Consider the following 22,199-nt stretch of genomic DNA (forward strand, 5'->3'; position numbering starts at 1 on the left):
ATATGCCGGGATTTTTTATACCTTTGCCGAAAACTAACATTATGGCAGAAGAAAAGAAATATGACTATGACTCGATAAACGAGTTGCTAACTTGGGCTAAAGAAACGCTCAATAATAAGAGATACCCAGCCGGGGAATTCCAGCTTGATAAATGCGCAAAGATTCTCGATTGTGGAAAGTACCTTGATTCGATGATTTCAGTGATTTCGAGGAACTGGGAGAATCCGACGTTTTACCCGACGATTGACCAATTGAGATTGTTTAGAGAGAAGGCAGCCGAATAAGCAGCCTTCTCTTTCAATTCTCATTTTTCAGCTCTTTAAGTTTTTCAATTTCTATTTTAGCAAGGTTTATATATGGTAGCGATGAGTACATATTAGCATACATTTTGACTTCTATATATTTGGAAAGTGCTTTTTTGTAATCTTTTCTTTTCTCATAAGATTTAGCATCTTCTATAATTTCATTGATCATTTCAATATCAAATAAGGGGCCGGGATAGCAAGGATCGGATAAATCAATCTTATTTTTTAATTCTTTCAGTCTTGTTGTTGCTATGCCATTGTATAAATGATTATTGTATAACATCGCAGCTTCCAACAACTTGTAATATTGCATTTTTGCTTCTTTATATTTTTTATTTTCCATCAAGTTGTCTGCATCAATTAGTAAATTGTGCATTTCATTATTCCACACATTTGTCGCATCTATAGTTTTTTTTGATTGATTGTTTTCTATATCCTTAATCTTATTAACAACAATGTTATTATATAAAGAGTTATTTTGTAGCGTTGTGGTATTTAAGAGTTTTTTATATAACACATTGGCTTCTTTGTATTTTTCTGCGTTAACTAAACTATCTGCATAGGTCAATATCTGATTTATTTCCTCATCATTGCATAAATCCACAATCACATCAAATCCATCAGAATCTTTTAAACAAAACTTGTTTTCTGAATTTTGGCAGGAAATATTTGAAACGTTTTTGTCTATTGCGTACTGACTGTTTTTTGTCTTATAGTCAATATTTGAATAAGAAATACCTTTTATGGCCTTATATAATTGGAGTCCAGTGAAATAATTGTTAAAAAAAAGATTTAATGATAATCCTCTGCTTGTTTCCAAAGATAATCTTCCATATTTAATAATAGGGATTTGTGGATTATAGCTATATCTTAAATCCGCTCTTCCATCATTTCTTGGGTAAAGAAACGTATAACTATCTAAAGTATAGTCATGAGTATTAAAAGATTCATCTTCTTTTATTTTCACTTCTTTATATTTACAGTTTAGATTTTCATAACCAATAATAGCAAACTCTCCATTACATTTAAAGATAATACCCTTTCCGAAAAAAAATAAATCTATACATGGAGCGGTAATTGTTAATGCAGGGCAATGGCTTATATGTATATTAGGCATAAATGAAATTTGCGCTTTTACTCGATTTAGCATAAAAGAATGATACACACTTTGATTATTAAAAAAAGAGGGTCTATCATCAGATAGTAAAAGCTTTGAAGAATTTAATGGTTCTTTCAAAGACAATATTTTTTTCTCAACGATTAAATTTCTCAACCCCTCCGCATTTAATGTTTCTATTTGTTTTCTGTTGCTTAAATCTTCAATGTCCTTTATTGTATTACTAATATCAGCTTCAATTTTGCTTTTCTTTCTTGGAAAAAATGTGAAGAGTTTCTTTCTTAACTTCAACTTCTCTAATTCGTTATTTTTTAATAATATAGTTTTTTTTAAAGACTGGTTCTCTTCGATCAAAGTAATAAAGTCCGCTATGATATATTTGTATTTATTATCAGTGATTGAGCGTATATTATCTATATAAATTTTACACTTCTGTGTTTTTTCGTTTTTTTTGAGGGAGGTATTAGGTAGAGTTTGGCTATTTGTTTTCACAATACTCCTTTTTGTAGAAGTCTCTTCCAAGGCGGCAGCTATAGGAATTGCTATTACACTTGAAATTAGTTTAGTTCCAAATTTTAGAGATGATTTTCTTATAACCGAACCTCTTAATCTCCTATTTTTACCATTGTATCCCATGAGTATTATTTTGTTTATAAAAGTTAAACCTATTTTTTTTTAACAAACACTAATTTATATAACTTAAAACTATTTTTATTTGTAACGGATAATGCAATATTCGCGATTATTTTCCACATTTGCAAGTATTATTTTTATACTTACGCTGGTCTTGATCGAAGCATAGTGAAAATATCCTATAAAAAAGGAGTATGAGGGAAATGTATCTTCAAGTAATCCTCTTTATTTTACCCCTTCATCATCATGATATCCGCCCTCATCTCTATATAGTCCTTATATTTATCCGGGTTGTTCACATAGTCTATAACTCTGTTTATGGCTATCTCCGCCTGTTTCTGCTTTACTTTTGTATAATACCTGATAACCCCTCTGCTTTTGTCCGAATGACCGAGGCAATAATCTATCACCCCGTCTGGTATGCCAAGTTCAGAGGCGAATTGTGCAAAAGTCTTACGAGCAGAATAGAAACACAATGTCTGTTTAATCCCCAAGTATTCCTTTAGTTCCCTCATGCAAAGATTGATATATTTTTGCAAATTAGAATAGGTATAAGAATACCCCAAATCCAAAAATCCTTTTTTATTTATGTACTTACTGATAATTGCTTTCGCTTCACTGTGTATGGGTATCGTTATAACTGATTTCCCTGTCCTAGCATGAACAGTCTTGATTCTTTCAAAAGAAAGTATATCCACCGACAAATCGACTGATAACAAATCTTTCAGATTGATACCGCACAAATAGAAAGATAGTAAAAACATATCCCTACCTAAATTCAATCGTTTTCCTTCAACTTCCGTTCTTTGTATTTTCTGAAATTCTTCTATTGAAAGATCGCATTCTTTAGGGTCTGCTGTTGGTATTTTCGTGTACGCAAATGGGTGCATATCCGTTTTCAGAACACCTGTTTTTATCAGCTCGTTTATCCGGGCTTTCAGATGGGTTAATCGCAATCCGATGTTTCCATTAGCATAGCCTTTCTTTATCATCCACTTTTTAAAATGCTCTACCAATAAAGTATTAATTGCAGGAATAGGTACATCTCCTTCCGCATTCGTAAACACCCGTACAGTCTCCTCATTCATTTTTGCATAGCTTTCCCTCCCCTCTTCCCTAATTTCATTTATGCGCTGTTTCCAGAACTCCAGAAACGAAATATGTGAAGGGCGTTCCTTGGACATTATAATCCGCTTTATCTGAATTGCAGAAAAATAGTCTATACATTCAATAGAATTAAATTTCTCTTTGTATTGTGAAAACACAAATTCAAGCCTTTTATTCATGACGTTCGCATCCTTCCGGTAAGCGACTTTACCGTTATCGAATTCTGCAATATCATCTAACAGAAACTCTGTTTTGATGTAGGCGCGTTCTTTCTTTTGGGAGATGCAGACTAAGATGGGAAGCCTGCCATCATGTTCCTTAATAGAACTTAAAATTGTTAATCTGATTGTTGCCATAGTCGAATAATCAAAACACAATTCTACTATACAATTTTGTGCAAATATATACGCAGATTTATGTTTTTTTTATTCGGAATTGAATTTTTAGAAAAGAGAAACGCTGATTAAAGAACTAATAATCAGCGTTTTATTTGAGAGCCGCTAGCCAGACTTGAACTGGCGACCTACGCGTTACGAATGCGTTGCTCTACCAACTGAGCTATAGCGGCGTTTGTCTCTCGTTTACGGCGTGCAAAATTACAGCTTTATTTGAGAAAACAAAAAGAATCCGATTATTTTTTGAGCTTAATTTTTAAATCAACTTTTGTTGACGTTATCTAAAACTTTTCTTTGCGTTCAAATTTTCCGTCCTCGGTATAGTACTTCCATGTCCCCTTCGGTTTATTATTTGCATACTTTCCACGAAGTTTCAATGTCCCATCTTCATAATATTCGCGGTAACGACCATGGCGTTTCCCTTCTTTTACTTCCGCTTCACTCTTCAATGCTCCCTCCGGATAAAACTCCCGTAAAACGTTTCCTTCAAACTTTTCGATATAGAAACGTTTCAGTTCGCTCATCTGCTCTTTTTCGGTCTCTGCATCTTCGTTCATTTCCTTATCATCTTCATCGGTAGCAATAGCAACGTCAACCTCTTCCAGTTGATATGGGCTATAATCCATCACATACTGCAAAGAAGCCGACTGATCCTCTCCTATAATCTGCATAGTCCAGTAAGGAAATGAATACAAAACGTCTTTGTTTGATTGTATTTCATTCCATGTAGCAGGATTCATCATCGGTTTCAACTGGGAATAAAACTTGCGCACATCTGTATATAAGAAAATAGTAGAACTTGATTTTAAATATGACAGTGCATTTTCAAAACCCGGATTATTTTTTAATAAATTCTTCTGCTCGTAATCTTCTACAAAGGAAAGTAAAGAAGCAGCTTTATTACTAAAAACTACATAATCGTCAACATAAGTATAGTATGGCTTCTCAAATTTATCAAATAGCTTTCCAAAGAACAAGCGAAAAAAGCCTTTCATTTCGACATAATTAATCTCGAAATCCTTATAATTAGCAGTCTTAATCTTAACCGGAGTACGTCGCTTAATCTTCTTTTCAATGAATTCCATGTTCTTACGGGCATCTTTAATACTTTTAGCCCTGATAGCCAGAATCAGTTCGGGATCATGTCCTAACAAACCTGGTTCGGATTGGGTAATAGCAAACTCTCCTGACATCCAACTCAAAAAGTTTTCTTCCAAAGATATACCGAATAACCCTTCTATCTTTTTCCGGGAACTTTGATAAGAATCATACAACTGTTTATTGTGAACCGACAGTGCATTCTCCAGTTCCTTTACAAAGGTCACCGGACTATTGAAACCTATATTCGTATAAAGAGCTGTCCGCCCGGACAGAATCTCATGTGTTTTCATTTTATGTTTTCCCGAATTCAACAAAGCAGTGACATAAGGATCGGCAGAATCTTTTTTCAATGTATATCCTTTCACTTCCATCCGCTCCTTATTCGTATTTAAATAAAGTCCGGCAAAATTCATGGAATTGCTAAACAGATCAATGTACTCATTTCTTGTACCTAAATAAATAGACATAAATTGAGGTACACGCGCATAATTGACAAAGACTCTGACAAGTCCCTTACCGGAAACCAACTTCTCTGTTTCAATAAAAGACTGATCAAGCCCGATTTTAGGTTTATTACGCGAATCAATAGCCGACTCGACAAGTCCGGATGTGTATGAACCAACCAAATGATTATCGACAAAAGCAATATAGAAAATATCCCTCGTCTCGGAATCGCGCATTTCAAGGATATTAATACCATTATGCATCCGGTTAGTCACAGTAAAACCACTCATGACCAATACGGTTTCAACCTGGTCTTTCAATAAATCCATCTTCGATGTTTTCTGCATATCCAAGATAAGCAAAAAATCCCACTCTGTGGCACGAGTCTTATGAAGCGAAATAAGCATATCCCGTTCACCGACAAGCGACAATAGCACCTTATTGCTTTTGACAACCGAATCGAGCTTCTCTACGCTCTTCGTTACTTCCTCGAAAGATTTCGCTTTCTTCAGACATTGCCATGTTTCACTTCCACTAAACTTTTCCCAATCTTCAATCGGAGCCGATGATTGAATGATAAACGCAGCATCTTCCGGAACCAGATAGATCTGCTGAATATTACGATCAGGTGAGACAAATAAATAAACTACGGAATATACAACATATACCGCCAAAGCCAATGCAGCCACAACTAAAGTTCTCTTCACTATTTTCGAGGTACTTTTTTTCTTCTCCGGGCCTGCATTTTGCTCTCCTTGCCCGCAATTTAATTCATCCATTATTGAGTTGTTATAAACTTGAATGGACAAAAGTAGTAAAAAAGATGAGATTAATTAGTTAATTCATACTCATTTAGTGAATTAGTTCAATAAACAAGATTTTATAAAAAACAGTATAAAGGAGATATCCTCCCTCCTATTTTTATAAAAAACTATTCTGAATAAAGCATAAACCATTGACTCGTATCGTAAATATGTATTAACTTTACAGCATGAAAAAGAAATTCCAACTCGAAGTTCCGGGAGGAGCCGATAAAGTCTTACTTCATACCTGTTGTGCTCCTTGTTCATCAGCCATTATTGAATGTATGATGCAACATCACATCACCCCTGTTATCTATTATTGCAATCCTAACATCTATCCGCAGGAAGAGTATATGATAAGAAAAGACGAATGTACACGCTATGCCCAATCATTGGGATTGGAAATAATAGATGCTGATTACGATCATGAAAACTGGCGATGCCATATAGCAGGAATGGAGCAGGAACCCGAAAGAGGAGGACGCTGCCTACGTTGCTTTAAACTACGCTTATTGGAGACCGCCCGTTATGCACATGAACATGGCCTTTCCGTAATAACCACAACGCTTGCTTCCAGTCGTTGGAAAAGTCTGGAGCAGATTAATGAAGCCGGACAATATGCCACCGCTTCATACCCGGATGTCACATACTGGGAACAGAATTGGCGGAAAGGCGGACTTAGCGAACGACGTATCGCCATCATTAAAGAGTATAACTTCTACAACCAACAATATTGCGGTTGTGAATTCAGCATGAGAAAAGAAGAATAAAACAAACCCGCCATTACTAGCTAACCAATGAATCGAAGTAAAAAAGGTAAAAACAGAAAGCTATTCAAAAAGAAATCACATTCCAATAACAGATTAGGATGTATCATCGCCATCATTGTGCTCATTCCTATTCTTTTTGGCGTCTATTTATATTGCCAACAGATTAATACCCAGAATAATAATGAACCGCAAACCGATATCTCCCTTCAAATTCCACTTGGCAAAGATCTGGAGACACCCATACCATTAGTTCCCCGGCAAGAACAAATAATCCGGCATAGCGGATATACCGTATCATATAACAAAGATTTAAAAATACCCAACTGGGTCTCTTACGAATTAACCCGGGAAGAAACCAAAGGAAAAGAAAAAAGAGGCAATCGTTTTATTGCCGACCCATTAGTGACAGGCCCGATTGCAACCAATGCTGACTACACCCGTTCAGGATACGACAAAGGACACATGGCGCCTGCTGCAGATATGAAATGGAGTCCTGAAGCCATGAAAGAATCATTCTATTTCAGCAATATGTGTCCCCAACATCCCCAGTTAAATAGAAGAGGATGGAAAAATCTGGAAGAAAAAATCCGGAATTGGGCTATAGCAGATAGTGCCATTATTATTATATGTGGACCTATTATTGAAAAACAGCCTAAAACGATTGGGAAAAATAAGGTCGTAGTACCTCAACGGTTTTTCAAAGTAGTCCTATCTCCTTTTGCCAAACCGATACGGGCTATCGGCTTCTTATTCAACAATGAGCAGGCAGTAGAACCTCTATCTTCATATGTAGTCACAGTGGATAGCATCGAGAGCCTGACTAATATGGATTTCTTCGCACCTTTACCCGATGAGATAGAAAACAAAATAGAAGCAAATGCAAATTATTCCCTCTGGCCGAACTAATTAACAACTCGCTTCACTAAGACTAACTTATCTACATACAAATTCTGATTCGTTCCACAATTGTAGAACGAATTAATAATCGCAATACAACCTAATACAATCAGCACATTCAATCTTTAAATATTAGAAAAGTCCGGAGTAATTCATCCTCTTTTCAACGATTCATTATAGAAAGGGATTACACCTATCCAAATTCTTTTTATCTTTGACGAACTTTTTAAATATACCTCAAAAGATGAAGAGAAAAAAGAGAAATATTCTACTATCAATTCTAATCGGAGCATTCCTCCTTTGTGCAATTGCCGGAGGCACCTTTTATTACTATCTGTTTGCTCCTCAATTTCATCCATCTAAAACCGTATATATTTATGTAGACCGGGATGATACAGCCGACTCTATCTATCATAAAATACAAAAAATCGGGCATGTCAATAAGTTCACCGGTTTCCAGTGGATGGCAAAATACAAAGATTTCGATCAGAATATCCATACCGGACGTTATGCCATTCGCCCCAATGACAATGTCTATCACGTATATAGTCGCTTTTCCAGAGGCTATCAGGAAGCGATCAACCTTACCATAGGAAGTGTCCGGACATTAGACCGGTTAGCACGAAGCATTGGAAAACAACTCATGATAGACTCTGCCGAAATCGCCAGCCAGTTATTCGACTCTACTTTCCAGGCTCAAATGGGATACACAACCATAACACTCCCCAGCCTTTTCATACCTGAAACCTATCAGGTATATTGGGACATGAGCGTAGACGACTTCTTTAAACGGATGAAGAATGAGCACGAACGCTTCTGGAACAAAGAACGTCTGGCACAAGCCACCGCCATCGGCATGACACCGGAAGAAGTCAGCACTCTTGCTTCCATCGTTGAAGAAGAAACCAACAACAATGAAGAAAAGCCAATGGTAGCCGGATTGTATATCAATCGTTTACATCAAGATATGCCTTTGCAGGCAGATCCTACCATCAAATTTGCACTACAGGATTTCGGTCTGCGCCGAATCACCAACGAAAATTTAAAAGTCAATTCCCCCTATAACACCTATATAAATACCGGTCTGCCTCCAGGCCCCATCCGTATCCCTTCTAAAAAGGGAATAGACAGCGTATTGAACTATACCAAACATAACTATATCTACATGTGTGCTAAAGAAGATTTTTCCGGAACTCACAACTTTGCATCCAATTATGCCGACCACATGGCAAATGCAAGAAAATACTGGAAAGCCCTGAATGAAAGAAAGATTTTCAAGTAAATTTGTGATAAAACGAACGGAAAAGCCTATCTTTGCCCGATAGATTAACAAACTGTGATCAACACTAAATAAAAGAAATATATATGAGCAAGCAACTCTTACTTGGCGATGAAGCCATTGCACAAGCTGCACTGGATGCCGGACTTTCAGGTGTTTATGCCTATCCTGGTACTCCTTCAACTGAAATTACGGAATATATTCAAATGGCCCCAATAACGACCGAACAGAATATACACAACCGTTGGTGTGCCAATGAAAAAACAGCGATGGAAGCTGCGTTGGGTATGTCATTCGTTGGTAAACGGGCATTAGTTTGTATGAAGCACGTAGGTATGAATGTAGCTGCCGACTGTTTTGTCAACTCTGCCATCACAGGCGTGAAAGGCGGATTGATCGTGATAGCAGCAGACGACCCCAGTATGCACTCTTCGCAGAACGAACAAGACAGCCGTTTCTACGGAGATTTCTCACTGATTCCCATGTACGAACCCAGCAATCAGCAGGAAGCGTATGATATGGTATACAGTGGTTTCGAATTCTCTGAAAAATTGGGCGAACCTATCTTGATGCGTATGGTAACCCGCCTTGCACACTCCCGCTCTGGAGTAGAACGCAAAGCACAAAAACCACAGAATGGCATCTCTTTCAGCGAAGATCCTCGTCAGTTCATCTTGTTACCTGGAAATGCCCGTAAACGCTACAAAGTATTACTTGCGCGCCAAGACGAGTTTATCAAAGCTTCGGAAGAATCACCTTATAATAAATATACAGATGGTCCTAACAAAAAGTTAGGAATTATCGCTTGTGGCATCGGCTACAACTATCTGATGGAAAACTATCCTGAAGGTTGCGAATATCCGGTACTTAAAATCGGCCAGTATCCATTGCCTAAAAAGCAATTACATCAATTGATTGACTCCTGTGACGAAATCCTCGTTCTGGAAGACGGACAACCATTTGTAGAAAAACAATTGAAAGGTTATCTGGGCATCGGCGTTAAAGTAAAAGGACGCTTGGACGGCACTCTGTCACAGGATGGAGAATTAAATCCGGACTCTGTAGCCCGCGCCGTAGGCAAAGAGAATAAATCGGAATTCGGCATTCCTTCTGTCGTAGAAATGCGTCCGCCTGCACTTTGCGAAGGTTGCGGACATCGCGATATGTATATCACACTAACCGAAGTTCTGAAAGAAGAATACCCATCTCATAAAGTATTCAGCGACATCGGCTGTTACACATTAGGCGCGAATGCTCCTTTCAATGCAATCAACTCATGCGTAGACATGGGCGCCTCCATCACGATGGCGAAAGGTGCGGCTGACGGAGGTCTTTTCCCGGCTGTAGCTGTCATCGGAGACTCCACATTCACCCATTCCGGAATGACCGGACTATTAGATTGTGTGAACGAGAATGCCAGTGTAACCATCGTCATCTCCGACAATGAAACTACCGCCATGACAGGCGGACAGGACTCTGCCGGAACCGGACGTATCGAAGCGATCTGTGCAGGTATCGGAGTAGATCCGGCTCATATCCGCGTCGTTACTCCGTTGAAGAAAAACTATGAGGAGATGAAGCAAATCATTCGCGAAGAGATCGAATACCGTGGTGTATCTGTCATTATTCCACGTAGAGAGTGTATCCAGACATTAGCACGCAAAAAAAGAAGTAAGTAAGCCATGAAGAAAGACATTATATTATCAGGAGTCGGTGGACAGGGAATTCTGTCTATTGCTACAGTGATCGGCAAAGCTGCCTTGAAAGAAGGATTATATATGAAACAAGCAGAAGTGCACGGAATGAGCCAACGCGGAGGAGATGTTCAATCCAACCTCCGTATCAGCGACCAGCCGATTGCTTCAGACTTGATCCCATCAGGTAAATGCGACCTTATCATTTCATTGGAACCCATGGAAGGATTGCGCTACCTCCCTTATCTTAGCCCTAACGGTTGGTTAGTGACTAACGAAACTCCGTTTGTCAATATCCCCAATTATCCGGAAGCAGACAAAGTAATGGCAGAAATCAATAAGCTGCCTCACAAAATTGTGTTGAACGTAGACAAAGTAGCCAAAGAAGTAGGCTCCGCCCGCGTTGCCAACATAGTCTTACTGGGAGCAACCATTCCATTCCTTGGCATCGACTACGGAAAAGTACAAGACAGCATCCGTGAAATCTTCCTGCGCAAGGGAGAAGCAATTGTAGAAATGAATCTTAAAGCATTGGCTGCCGGCAAGGAAATTGCAGAAAAGCTAATGTAATAACAGGCATTATCATGAATACACAATACTGGGAAGAAGAACTAGAAACCATGAGCCGGGAGAAGTTGCAGGAATTACAACTTCGACGGCTTAAGAAAACAATCAATATAGCTGCAAACTCCCCATATTACAAAGAAGTTTTCAGCAAACATGGCATCACTGCAGATAGCATACAATCATTAGACGATATCCGCAAATTGCCCTTTACTACCAAAGCCGATATGCGTGCCCACTATCCTTTCGGGCTGGTAGCAGGTGATATGAGCAATGATGGTGTACGTATTCACTCTTCTAGTGGTACTACCGGAAACCCGACAGTTATTGTTCATTCACAGCACGATCTCGACTCCTGGGCCAACCTGGTAGCCCGCTGCCTGTACGCAGTAGGAATACGCAAGACCGACGTCTTCCAAAACAGCTCCGGATACGGTATGTTTACAGGAGGGTTAGGCTTCCAATACGGTGCAGAACGCCTGGGCTGTCTGACAGTCCCTGCCGCAGCCGGAAACAGTAAACGACAGATTAAATTCATCAACGACTTCAAGACTACCGCTTTACATGCTATCCCCAGCTATGCCATCCGCCTTGCCGAAGTCTTTCAGGAAGAAGGCCTTGATCCCAAAGGAACCACACTGAAAACGCTGGTTATCGGTGCTGAACCTCACACCGACGAACAACGCCGGAAAATAGAAAAGATGCTGGGCGTAAAAGCATACAACAGCTTCGGTATGACAGAAATGAACGGTCCCGGTGTTGCTTTCGAATGTCAGGAACAAAACGGAATGCACTTCTGGGAAGACTGTTATCTGGTAGAAATTATCGATCCGGAAACAGGAGAACCCGTTCAGGAAGGAGAAATCGGAGAATTAGTACTTACGACTCTCGACCGGGAGATGATGCCGTTAATCCGCTATCGCACCCGTGACTTAACCCGTATTCTTCCGGGAAAATGCCCCTGCGGCCGCACGCACATCCGTATTGATCGTATCAAGGGACGCAGTGATGATATGTTCATTATCAAGGGAGTAAATATCTTCCCGATGCAAGTAGAAAAGATACTCGTACAATTTCCCGAATTAGGCAGCAATTACCTGATTACACTGGAAACAGTCAACAACCAAGACGAGATGATCGTCGAAGTAGAATTAAGCGACCTTTCCACTGACAATTATATTGAACTGGAGAAGATCCGCAAGGATATAACCCGCCAATTAAAGGATGAAATATTGGTGACTCCCAAAGTTAAACTGGTAAAAAAAGGCTCTCTCCCGCAAAGCGAAGGAAAAGCCGTCCGAGTAAAAGACTTAAGAGACAACAAGTAACAATTCAAATTTCCATGTGCTAATATACCAACCGCTGTTCACCATGCGGAATGGAATATTAGCACATTATTTAATTAATATCATACAGCATGCAATTACTTAAAAAAAGAATTCTGCAAGACGGAAAGTGCTACGAAGGAGGTATCCTGAAAGTAGACGGTTTTATTAATCATCAAATGGACCCTGTCCTGATGAAATCAATCGGAGTTGAGTTTGTCCGCCGTTTTGCAGCCACAAACGTAAATAAGATTATGACAATCGAAGCCAGCGGCATCGCCCCTGCTATCATGACAGGCTACCTGATGGATTTACCAGTTGTATTTGCAAAGAAGAAGTCTCCTAAAACCATCCAGAATGCACTAAGCACCACTGTGCACTCATTCACTAAAGATCGTGATTATGAAGTCGTTATCAGTGCCGATTTCCTCACTCCAAATGACAATGTTCTTTTCGTGGATGACTTCCTCGCGTATGGCAATGCCGCATTAGGCATTATCGACCTCATCAAGCAATCCGGAGCAAACTTGGTAGGAATGGGATTCATTATTGAAAAAGCCTTCCAAAATGGGCGTAAAAAACTTGAGGAGCAAAGCGTCAGAGTAGAAAGCCTGGCTATCATTGAAGACTTATCCAATTGCTGCATTAAAATCAAAGACGAGTAGATTAATTGGCGAGTAGATTAATTAGGATTGAAATACTGCCCTTTATCTTTCGTTCTTTTCCCATATTGCACCGCATGCTGCGGACAAACATGATAACATGCCAGGCATGAGGTGCAATCCATCCCCCAAACAGGCTTTCTGCCCATCATCATAATATTCCCTACCGGACAACTCTTCTCACAACGCTTACATCCAATACAAGCATCCGTAGTATAAAAATTCCCGGGAGACATCTGAAAGCGATTAAATAAAGGATTGATAATCCTCGTCTTAATAAAAGGAATACTCCCTTCATGACAAAGAAACAACTCCTCTCTCCTACTTATTGAAGCATTTATTTGATTGAGAGTCGGAATAGCATCTGCCAGTTTTTTCTCCTCCAATTCTTTCTTATCTACGTCAAAACCGGGAAGCAATACATAATTATTGGGCATAGTCACAGAAAAGCCTGCATGACACTTCCAGCCTTTATGACTCAAAGCCTTCTCCAGCACCTGCTGCGTAAGCCCGGTATCATCCCCACAGGAACAAACAAAAAACAAATATTGTCTTTTATACCCCTTTAAAGAGAGTTGCCGAATAAAATTAAGTACGATTTCAGGAGGAGCCCACGAATAGACAGGAAATACAAAACCGATCTTTTCATCTTCCCGCAAACAAAACTCGAACGTTCCGTTATTTAACGCATCGGGAATAAAAAACAATTCTTCTTTTTGCTCTTTGGAAAGCTGATTTGCAATCCATTTAGAATTACCTGTACCGGAGAAATAGAATATCATAGAAAAGTATATAAAAAAAGCCGCATCGACGATGTGATGAAACTCTGATAGAACAAGATTTGAGCGCTCGCCCTCTTTGTAATCCACCGGCTTAAAGCTGTCCCGAAGGATGTGGCCCGCCATTGAAGAACGAAGCTTTCTCGGTGCATCAGATTAATTTGAAGAGTTTCCCGATCCAGTCGATACGGCTAATATTTTTGTATCACAAATGTAATAAGAATACATGAAACTAACAAGAAAAAAAAGGATTTTGTTTGCCAACTAACATTTTTTTTATTCCCTTTCATCTGCCTAACAAAAGAAAAGTGCCAGTTACTAGCTTAGTAACTGACACTTTGTAACTCGTAAACTATTGATGCTTAAGCAGCTTTTGCTTTTGCAACTACAGCTTTGAAAGCTTCCGGGTGATTCATAGCTAAATCAGCCAAAACCTTACGGTTTATTTCAATACCGGCTTTGTGCAGACCGCCCATCAATTTAGAATAAGACATTCCTTCAAGACGTGCAGCAGCGTTGATACGTTGTATCCAAAGAGCGCGGAAGTTTCTTTTCTTATTTCTACGGTCACGGAACGCGTAAGTCAAACCCTTTTCCCAAGTGTTTTTAGCTACGGTCCATACATTCTTTCTTGCACCAAAGTAACCTCTGGTTAATTTCAAAATTTTCTTTCTTCTTGCTTTTGAAGCAACATGATTTACTGATCTTGGCATAGTTTTACTTTTTTTGAATGTTAGCGCCGCTACTTCACGCAGCGAACTTCAGGCTAATGCATTCGGTTAATACTTTAATAATACTTTTACGCTTTTGATTACTTCATTGCTAAGAGTTCCTTAACCTGGCTTACATTTGTTGTATCAACAGTTGTAGAGTAGCACAGATTTCTTTTTCTCTTCTTAGTTTTCTTAGTCAAAATGTGACTGTGAAAAGCGTGCTTTCTTTTGATTTTACCTGTTCCGGTAAGGGTAAACCTTTTTTTAGAACCGGAGTTAGTCTTCATCTTTGGCATCTTACTTGTTTTTAAATTATTAAATATATAATGGCAACGCACTATACCTGCGCGTTACGCATCCTTTCTTATTCTTCGCCCTTTTCCGGCTTCTCTGCTTTTTGTGCAGGAGCAGCAGGTTTCGGTGTTCCAGCTGTTGCCGGCTTTTTAGAAGCTTCTTTCTTTTTCGGAGAAAGCTGAATAGTCATGCGCTTACCTTCCAGTATCGGCATTTGATCTACTTTAGCGTAGTCTTCCAGGTCATTTGCAAAACGAAGCAAAAGCACTTCACCTTGCTCCTTGAAAAGGATGGAACGACCTTTAAAGAATACATAAGCCTTCACCTTATCGCCATCTTCCAAAAATCCTTTAGCATGCTTCAACTTAAAGTTGTAATCATGGTCGTCTGTCTGGGGTCCGAAACGGATTTCCTTCACATTAACCTTAACCTGCTTCGCTTTCTGTTCCTTCTGGCGTTTCTTTAATTGATAAAGAAATTTAGAATAATCAATAATACGACAAACAGGGGGTTGAGCATTAGGAGAAATTTCCACTAAATCCAATTCTCTCTCTTCAGCCATTTTCAGAGCCTGAAAGATTGGATATACTTTCGGTTCAATATCATCGCTTACTATGCGAACTTCCTTGGCACGAATCTGTTCATTGATTCTGTATTGCCCTTTTAGAGTGTCATTCTTCATTAAAAACGTTTACTTCCTAGTTTGATCTTTTTATTGTTATACTAAATATTTTATTCTGAAACGGCTGCAAAGTTACCATTTATTTATCATATTCTGAACTTCTTCGTTCAAAATTTTAGCAAATTCTTCAAATTTCATGGTTCCTTTGTCACCTTCGCCTTGTCTACGAACAGAAACTTCTCCATTTTCTGCTTCTTTTTCGCCGACAATCAGCATATAAGGAATGCGTTTCATCTCATTATCACGAATCTTACGGCCGATCTTCTCGTTACGATCATCTACAATCGCACGGATTTCGTGTATCTTCAGATACATCTTCACCTGCTCTGCATATTCATTGAACTTCTCACTGATTGGCAGAATAACTACCTGTTCCGGTGTCAGCCACAATGGGAATTTACCGGCAGTATGTTCAATCAGTACGGCAACAAAACGTTCCATTGATCCGAACGGAGCACGGTGAATCATTACCGGGCGATGCTTCTGATTGTCAGAACCCATATATTCAAGTTCAAAACGTTCCGGCAAGTTGTAGTCAACCTGAATCGTACCCAGCTGCCAACGACGACCGATAGCGTCTTTCACCATAAAGTCAAGTTTAGGACCATAGAAGGCTGCTTCTCCATACTCAATCTTAGCAGGCAATCCTTTTTCCGCACAAGCCTCGATAATAGCCTGTTCAGCCTTCTCCCAGTTATCATCGCTACCGATGTACTTTTCACGGTTCACTTTATCACGCAAGGATATCTGTGCTTCAAAATTCTGGAAATCCATAGAACGGAACACGATAGATATGATATCCATCACACGAAGGAATTCATCTTTCACTTGTTCCGGACGGCAGAAGATATGCGCATCATCCTGTGTAAAGCTACGTACACGAGTTAAACCATGTAACTCACCACTTTGTTCATAACGACAAACCGTACCAAATTCTGCAATACGCAATGGAAGGTCCTTATATGAACGTGGGAAGTTCTTGTAAATCTCACAGTGGTGAGGGCAGTTCATTGGTTTCAAGAAATACTCTTCACCCTCTTCCGGAGTATGAATAGGCTGGAATGCATCCTTACCATATTTTGCATAGTGACCTGAAGTCACATACAGCAATTTATTACCAATTGGCGGAGTGATTACTTCCTGATAATCGTAACGTGTCTGAATACGACGCAAGAACTCTTGCAGACGCAGACGCAATGCAGTACCTTTCGGCAACCACATAGGAAGTCCCTTACCTACAGTTTCGGAGAACATAAACAACTGCATCTCCTTACCGATCTTACGGTGATCACGCTTCTTCGCTTCTTCCAGCAATACCAGATATTCATCCAGCATTTTTTTCTTCGGGAACGTGATACCATAAATACGGGTCAGCATCTTACGATCTTCATGACCGCGCCAGTAAGCACCAGCCACTGAGGTCAACTTGATAGCCTTGATCGGAGCAGTCGTCATCAAGTGAGGACCACGACAAAGGTCAGTAAATGCACCCTGGGTATAAGTTGTAATGTGTCCGTCTTCCAGTTCGGAGATCAATTCACATTTGTATGTTTCGCCACGATCGCCAAACATTTTCAGAGCATCTGTTTTTGCGATGCTTTTTCTGACTACCTCTTCTTTCTTTGCAGCCAGTTCCAACATTTTAGCTTCAATGGCTGGAAGATCGCTTTCTTTAATCACAGCTTCACCCGGATCCACATCATAGTAGAATCCGTTCTCGATAGCCGGTCCGATACCAAACTGGATACCCGGATAAAGTTCCTGCAAAGCTTCCGCCAACAAGTGTGCACTTGTATGCCAAAACGCATGTTTACCTTCTTCATCATCCCATTTATAAAGAACAAAATTAGCATCTTCATTAATAGGACGTCCTAAATCATAAGTCTCGCCGTTCACTCCACATGCCAGCACTTCCTGTGCCAGACGCGAGCTGATACTTTCAGCAATCTGTAAACCGTTCACTCCTTCGTTATACTCACGAACGGAGCCATCGGGAAATGTTATCTTTATCATAATATGATGATGTTATATTTTCATAATTTGAACGCAAAAGTAACTAAATCTTTTGAGTTTTCTATTTTTTATCAAAAAAATGTTATTCCGATTGATCTGTAAAACGTTTGATAACATTATAAGCAGAAACAATCCCCAACTCACCGGCTTTACTCAAATCTGAAATGCCCAGCTTATTATTTCCTAAGAAAATATGAGTCAGTCCACGATTGAAATAAGCATCCGCAAAATCAGGATTTAGCTCGATCGCCTTATCGTAGTCAATAATTGCGGCACGGTAATCTTTCAACATGGCAGAAACATTAGCACGATTATAATATGCGTACACAAAGTCCGGAGCCAGATTAATCACCTTATCCAAGTCTTTTCTGACCACTTCATAATCTACTGCGGTAATCTCCTTACGCTTATTATCACCCGGAACAACATCTGTTTCGACAGCTTGTTCAGCCTTCTGATACTCCAACTGTTTACAACGGATCAGCGCACGCATAAAATATGCCGGGAAGAAATCACCATCCAGTAAGATCGTCTGGGTCAAATCAGAAACCGCACTCGAGAAGTCCTGCACCAGATAAAAATCAATCGCACGGGCAAAACGTTTCGAAGCATTCTTGTCATCTTCCACAATCGCCGATGTGTGTGTATCAATCAAGGCAAAATGCACCTTCACCTGTTCTTCCGTCAACGGAGCTTCCATATTTGTGATACGAAGACGTTTCGGAAGTATACCCGTACGGTTCAAGTCTTCAATATATTTGTGGAAGTTCACCGAACGTTTCACGTCACTCATCTTCTCATAATAAGTCAAAGCGAACATCGGTTCCAGCGTTATATTTACGTTCTTATCCTGCACACGACCACGATAATCACTTGTATAGCGTTGTTCAGCTTCAGAATCATCCGCAATCACTATCTTACGATAGTTATTCATATTCTTATCGGATTTCTTACGGGTCTTCTCTCCGCCTTCCTCATCATTCTCCTTATCCTTGTTCTGTGCTACATCTTTGTTCGTCACACCGTTCTGCTTGTCGATCTGAGCCTTCATGACTTTAAATTCATCCTGCTCCGCACCCTTCTTATCTCCAATCTTTCTGCGAGCTTCCGAACGCTGATAGTATCCGGCCAGGAAGTTCGGATACTGATTGATAACAGTTGTGTAATCTTGTATAGCCCCGCGATAATCACCCGTTTGCGCACGCAGCAAACCACGGTTAAAGACAGCCATCATATTATCCGGCTCCATCTTGATAACAAAGTCGAAGTCTTCGATAGCCCGGTTATCATCTCCTACCTGTGCACGTAACAAACCGCGGTTATAATGACCGATAAAGTTATTCGGATCAATATCCAATGCCAGATCATAATCGCTCATGGCACCTCTTAAATTATTCTGATGAAAACGAGCCAATGCACGGTTTATATAATTTCCAGCATTCTTAGCACTCAACGGAATAGCACGGTTGAAATCCGCTTCCGCTTCCGCATACTTAGCCTGTTGTAATTTAACAATCGCTCTTGCAGCCCAAGCATCCGGATCATATTTATCCAGTTCAAGCGCCTTATTGAAGTCATTCAAGGCAGCAATCGTATCTTTCTGTTGTAAAGACACTTCCCCCCTCATCAAATAAGCACGGGTATAGCGTGGAGACACCTTCAACAAGCTTTCCAAATCCTCTTTCGCAGCATTATAATCCTTCTTCTGGATATGAGATAATGTCAGGTTATGCCATAAAGTAATATTCTCCGGATCATAATGCAATGCTTTCTTATAATCCTCAATCGCTCCATCAAATTTACTCTGACGAATCCTTGCCAAACCACGAATCTGATAAGCACCCACCACAAATGGATTGCGTTGGATAGCTGCATCACAGTCTGCTTCAGCACCCTGAAAATCCTCCAGATTCAGTTTAGCCAATGCCCTGAAGAAATAAGGTTCATACAGATAAGGCTTAGCGTTAATAACCTGGTTAAAATACTGAATAGAAAGTACATAGTCCTCAAAATAAAGAGCGTTTCGGGCAATAGTCATCACCCGATCCGTATTTATTTGAGCACACACCAGCGTTGGGAACAGTAATAAAACTGTTAAGATTCTTTTTATCATTGATATTTTATGCTTGTAAACGAAGCAAAAATAATGCTTTTCGCTTACTTAACAGGGATATAAACGTTTTTTATCTTTATTTCACCTGTTTCATCTTATATGAACTGCGCGCTTTCCCCTTCAACATCGTATTCAGCTTTCCTTTAATCATCTGCTTACGAAGCGGTGAGATATGGTCGATGAACATCTTACCATCCAAATGATCGAACTCATGTTGCATCACCCGAGCCAGATAACCTTCCACCTCTTCCTCATGCTCCACAAAATTCTCGTCCATATATTTCACGCGAATTTTATCACCTCTCTTCACTGTTTCGTGAATACCGGGAAGGCTTAAGCATCCCTCTTCCATATTCACTTCTTCCCCTCCTACTTCCAAAATATGAGGATTGATATACGCCTTATTAAAGTCTTTAAATTCAGGATATTCCTCCGAAAGCGGATCCAATGTAATCGTAACCACGCGAATAGGCAAACCAATCTGTGGAGCAGCCAATCCTACACCGTCCGCATGTACCATTGTTTCGAACATGTTCTCAATCAACTCTTTCAGATTCGGATAATCCGGTGTTATGTCCTCTGCAACCTTTCTCAATACAGGTTGGCCATATACATAAATAGGTAAAATCATACTTTTATACTCTACTAAAAAATTAAGTTATTCTTATGTCCTATACTAAAAACGTTTACTCTCCAAATATGTTTGCAAAATAATAGTAGCACTTATTTCGTCCACCAATGCCTTGTTTTGGCGGTCTTTTTTCTTCAAACCTGCCTCCAGCATGGTACGGTGTGCAAGAACAGAAGTGAAACGTTCGTCCACATATTCGACCGGAAGGTCCGGATAACGCTTTTTCAGCGAACGAACAAAAGGCTCTATATTCTTCATATTCTCCGAAACCTCATTATTCATTTGCTTGGGCAATCCAATAATAATCCGCTCCACCGGTTCTTTAGCTATATATTCACCGATAAAGTTCAGAAGTTCATGCGTGGGCACCGTCGTCAATCCGTTTGCGATCAGCTGCATTGTATCGCTCACAGCTATTCCGGTACGCTTTCTTCCATAATCTATTGCTACTATTCTGCTCATGGGGTACAAAAATACAAAAAAGACGCTTCCCGTGAAAGGAAACGTCTCTTTTATTCTATTATTTCAAATGTATATTATTCTTCAACAATAGCTACACGGCTTAACTTAGCATCATCATAGAACATGTTGCCTACACCACCCTTGTAATCAACCTTCAATTGAGAAGCAGGAACACCAAATTCATTAACCATCAGGTCACGAACAGCTTCAGCTCTCTTCTTACTCAACTTCATGTTGTATTCAGCAGAACCAGTACCCTTATCAGCATATCCTGTTATAGTAAACACTTTATCAGTTGCTTTGATACCCTTAGCCATAGCTTCAATATTCATGTATTCTCTCTTGCTGATGTTGCTCTTTCCGATATTGAATACAACAACCAGACGTGGAACGAATCCAGCTTCTTTCTTAACGATCACTTCAGGTTTCTTGTTACGAGCTTCAACCAAGTCACGTTTCAAAGATTCGTTTTCACCCTTCAAAGCGTTCACTCTGTCTCTCATGTCGTTCAACTGGCTTTCCGGAACCATTGGTACAGTAGGAACAGCATCCCAACCACGTTTCTTAAACTTGTAAGTAACACCTACAGTCAGACCAGCCAATCCTTCAGGACCTGAATTGCCGAATGCGCCTTTCATCAAAAGTCCACGCAATTCAACGTTAAGATCCAAAGCAGAAGACAAACGGAAACGGTTGATCAAACCGGCATTGATACCCAGTTCGTCATAACCTGCACCTTTTCCTGAATGTACAAATCCAGCTCCTGCATAAGGAATGAATGAATACAGACGATCTTCTCTATAACCACAAATCATATTGGAAAGATTCAGCATTACATCTCCATGGAAGTTCATCACATTCCACTTTTCTTTGTAGTAGCCATTAGAATACTGTCCTCCGTCTACAAGCGGACCATTAGCATTAGGAGTAGCACCTTTAGCCTGAAGCCCGTTGTAAGCTACACGTAATCCGATACCCGGAGTAAACCACTTACCTACAGCAATGTCAAGTGCCGGAGCAAGACGTTTTCCGAAGTCAGCTTTACCATCATTGTCACCAAAATACATTTGTGCGCCAACGCCACCACTAATAAACCAGTTAGCACCAAAGCGATTTGTTTCCACTCTATAACTCTTTGCTGCATTTTCTTTTTCTTGTGCAGGCAGACATACTGAGACTGCTGCCAATAAAATAAACAATAAACCCTTTTTCATCTCAATTTATTTTAGTAAATAATATATTTCAATTGTCTTACAGGCTAGATACACAACCCAAATGTTCCACACCTGACTAAGAGACAATAAACGTCATCCTTTCTTCTAAAATTAGTGCAAATATAGATATTTAATATAACACAAACAAAAAAACACGTAAATTTTCATTCATTCATAGAATTTTATAGAGCGATAAAAGTGT

Annotated in this window: 20 protein-coding genes and 1 tRNA gene; 8 read left to right on the forward strand and 13 right to left on the reverse strand. The window is 39.7% G+C overall.

All coding sequences use genetic code 11. The features are described 5' to 3' along the window. Positions 1-2 precede the first annotated feature (2 nt). A complete protein-coding gene (locus tag KSX81_RS26600) occupies positions 3-284 on the forward strand; it encodes a DUF6965 family protein (RefSeq protein WP_254884274.1) in 282 nt (93 codons plus the stop codon). Positions 285-297: 13 nt separating this feature from the next. Here the strand turns inward: KSX81_RS26600 and KSX81_RS26605 are convergent, their stop codons facing one another. From KSX81_RS26605 to KSX81_RS26620, 4 genes are all read right to left on the reverse strand, one after another. Then, the gene (locus KSX81_RS26605) at positions 298-2,058 is read right to left on the reverse strand and encodes a hypothetical protein (RefSeq protein WP_217731665.1); all 1,761 of its coding nucleotides are present in this window, start codon (positions 2,056-2,058) and stop codon (positions 298-300) included. Positions 2,059-2,285: 227 nt separating this feature from the next. Beyond that, positions 2,286-3,518 carry a tyrosine-type recombinase/integrase gene (locus KSX81_RS26610; RefSeq protein ID WP_217725682.1) on the reverse strand — a complete coding sequence of 411 codons (1,233 nt, stop codon included), beginning with the start codon at positions 3,516-3,518 and terminating at the stop codon, positions 2,286-2,288. Between the two features lie 139 nt (positions 3,519-3,657). Next, a tRNA-Thr gene (locus KSX81_RS26615) sits at positions 3,658-3,730 on the reverse strand. Between the two features lie 108 nt (positions 3,731-3,838). Continuing rightward, positions 3,839-5,881, reverse strand: coding sequence for a toxin-antitoxin system YwqK family antitoxin (locus tag KSX81_RS26620; protein WP_217725683.1), 2,043 nt, complete (start codon positions 5,879-5,881; stop codon positions 3,839-3,841). Positions 5,882-6,093: 212 nt separating this feature from the next. Here KSX81_RS26620 and KSX81_RS26625 point away from each other — a divergent pair, with 212 nt between their 5' ends. The 7 genes from KSX81_RS26625 to xpt all read left to right on the forward strand — a co-directional run bounded on the left by KSX81_RS26625 (position 6,094) and on the right by xpt (position 13,099). Then, positions 6,094-6,675, forward strand: a complete 582-nt coding sequence (locus KSX81_RS26625; RefSeq protein WP_004326834.1) for an epoxyqueuosine reductase QueH — start codon at positions 6,094-6,096, stop codon at positions 6,673-6,675. 27 nt (positions 6,676-6,702) lie between these two features. Then, entirely contained in the window at positions 6,703-7,581 is an 879-nt protein-coding gene (locus KSX81_RS26630) for a DNA/RNA non-specific endonuclease (RefSeq protein ID WP_004326832.1), read from the forward strand. A 235-nt stretch (positions 7,582-7,816) separates the two neighbouring features. After that, a complete protein-coding gene (gene mltG / locus KSX81_RS26635; RefSeq protein WP_004319095.1) occupies positions 7,817-8,854 on the forward strand; it encodes an endolytic transglycosylase MltG in 1,038 nt (345 codons plus the stop codon). Between the two features lie 83 nt (positions 8,855-8,937). After that, entirely contained in the window at positions 8,938-10,530 is a 1,593-nt protein-coding gene (locus KSX81_RS26640; protein ID WP_004319097.1) for a thiamine pyrophosphate-dependent enzyme, read from the forward strand. Positions 10,531-10,533: 3 nt separating this feature from the next. Continuing rightward, positions 10,534-11,115 (forward strand): indolepyruvate oxidoreductase subunit beta, encoded by a 582-nt coding sequence (locus KSX81_RS26645; RefSeq protein WP_004307241.1) that lies wholly within the window; start codon positions 10,534-10,536, stop codon positions 11,113-11,115. A gap of 14 nt (positions 11,116-11,129) precedes the next feature. Beyond that, complete coding sequence (locus KSX81_RS26650; protein ID WP_004297543.1) at positions 11,130-12,437, forward strand: phenylacetate--CoA ligase; 1,308 nt, start codon at positions 11,130-11,132, stop codon at positions 12,435-12,437. A gap of 89 nt (positions 12,438-12,526) precedes the next feature. Next, on the forward strand, positions 12,527-13,099 hold the full coding sequence (xpt, locus tag KSX81_RS26655) for a xanthine phosphoribosyltransferase (RefSeq protein WP_004297542.1): 573 nt from the start codon (positions 12,527-12,529) through the stop codon (positions 13,097-13,099). Between the two features lie 17 nt (positions 13,100-13,116). Here the strand turns inward: xpt and KSX81_RS26660 are convergent, their stop codons facing one another. From KSX81_RS26660 to KSX81_RS26700, 9 genes are all read right to left on the reverse strand, one after another. Continuing rightward, the gene (locus KSX81_RS26660) at positions 13,117-13,878 is read right to left on the reverse strand and encodes an EFR1 family ferrodoxin (RefSeq protein WP_118418658.1); all 762 of its coding nucleotides are present in this window, start codon (positions 13,876-13,878) and stop codon (positions 13,117-13,119) included. A gap of 359 nt (positions 13,879-14,237) precedes the next feature. After that, positions 14,238-14,588 (reverse strand): 50S ribosomal protein L20, encoded by a 351-nt coding sequence (gene rplT / locus KSX81_RS26665; protein WP_004297540.1) that lies wholly within the window; start codon positions 14,586-14,588, stop codon positions 14,238-14,240. A 98-nt stretch (positions 14,589-14,686) separates the two neighbouring features. Further along, positions 14,687-14,884, reverse strand: a complete 198-nt coding sequence (gene rpmI / locus KSX81_RS26670) for a 50S ribosomal protein L35 (protein ID WP_004326827.1) — start codon at positions 14,882-14,884, stop codon at positions 14,687-14,689. A 68-nt stretch (positions 14,885-14,952) separates the two neighbouring features. Continuing rightward, positions 14,953-15,564, reverse strand: a complete 612-nt coding sequence (infC, locus tag KSX81_RS26675) for a translation initiation factor IF-3 (RefSeq protein ID WP_004297533.1) — start codon at positions 15,562-15,564, stop codon at positions 14,953-14,955. A gap of 72 nt (positions 15,565-15,636) precedes the next feature. Continuing rightward, complete coding sequence (thrS, locus tag KSX81_RS26680; protein WP_004311453.1) at positions 15,637-17,577, reverse strand: threonine--tRNA ligase; 1,941 nt, start codon at positions 17,575-17,577, stop codon at positions 15,637-15,639. Positions 17,578-17,659: 82 nt separating this feature from the next. Continuing rightward, positions 17,660-19,690 carry a tetratricopeptide repeat protein gene (locus KSX81_RS26685; protein WP_004307245.1) on the reverse strand — a complete coding sequence of 677 codons (2,031 nt, stop codon included), beginning with the start codon at positions 19,688-19,690 and terminating at the stop codon, positions 17,660-17,662. A gap of 76 nt (positions 19,691-19,766) precedes the next feature. Next, positions 19,767-20,321 (reverse strand): peptide deformylase, encoded by a 555-nt coding sequence (gene def / locus KSX81_RS26690; RefSeq protein WP_004313245.1) that lies wholly within the window; start codon positions 20,319-20,321, stop codon positions 19,767-19,769. Positions 20,322-20,366: 45 nt separating this feature from the next. Further along, the gene (gene ruvX, locus KSX81_RS26695; RefSeq protein WP_004307247.1) at positions 20,367-20,783 is read right to left on the reverse strand and encodes a Holliday junction resolvase RuvX; all 417 of its coding nucleotides are present in this window, start codon (positions 20,781-20,783) and stop codon (positions 20,367-20,369) included. A gap of 74 nt (positions 20,784-20,857) precedes the next feature. Beyond that, entirely contained in the window at positions 20,858-21,997 is a 1,140-nt protein-coding gene (locus KSX81_RS26700; protein ID WP_004311450.1) for an OmpA family protein, read from the reverse strand. Positions 21,998-22,199: the final 202 nt, after the last annotated feature.

It is taken from the genome of Bacteroides sp. MSK.18.37, from assembly GCF_019129155.2.
GTDB classification, from domain to species: domain Bacteria; phylum Bacteroidota; class Bacteroidia; order Bacteroidales; family Bacteroidaceae; genus Bacteroides; species Bacteroides ovatus.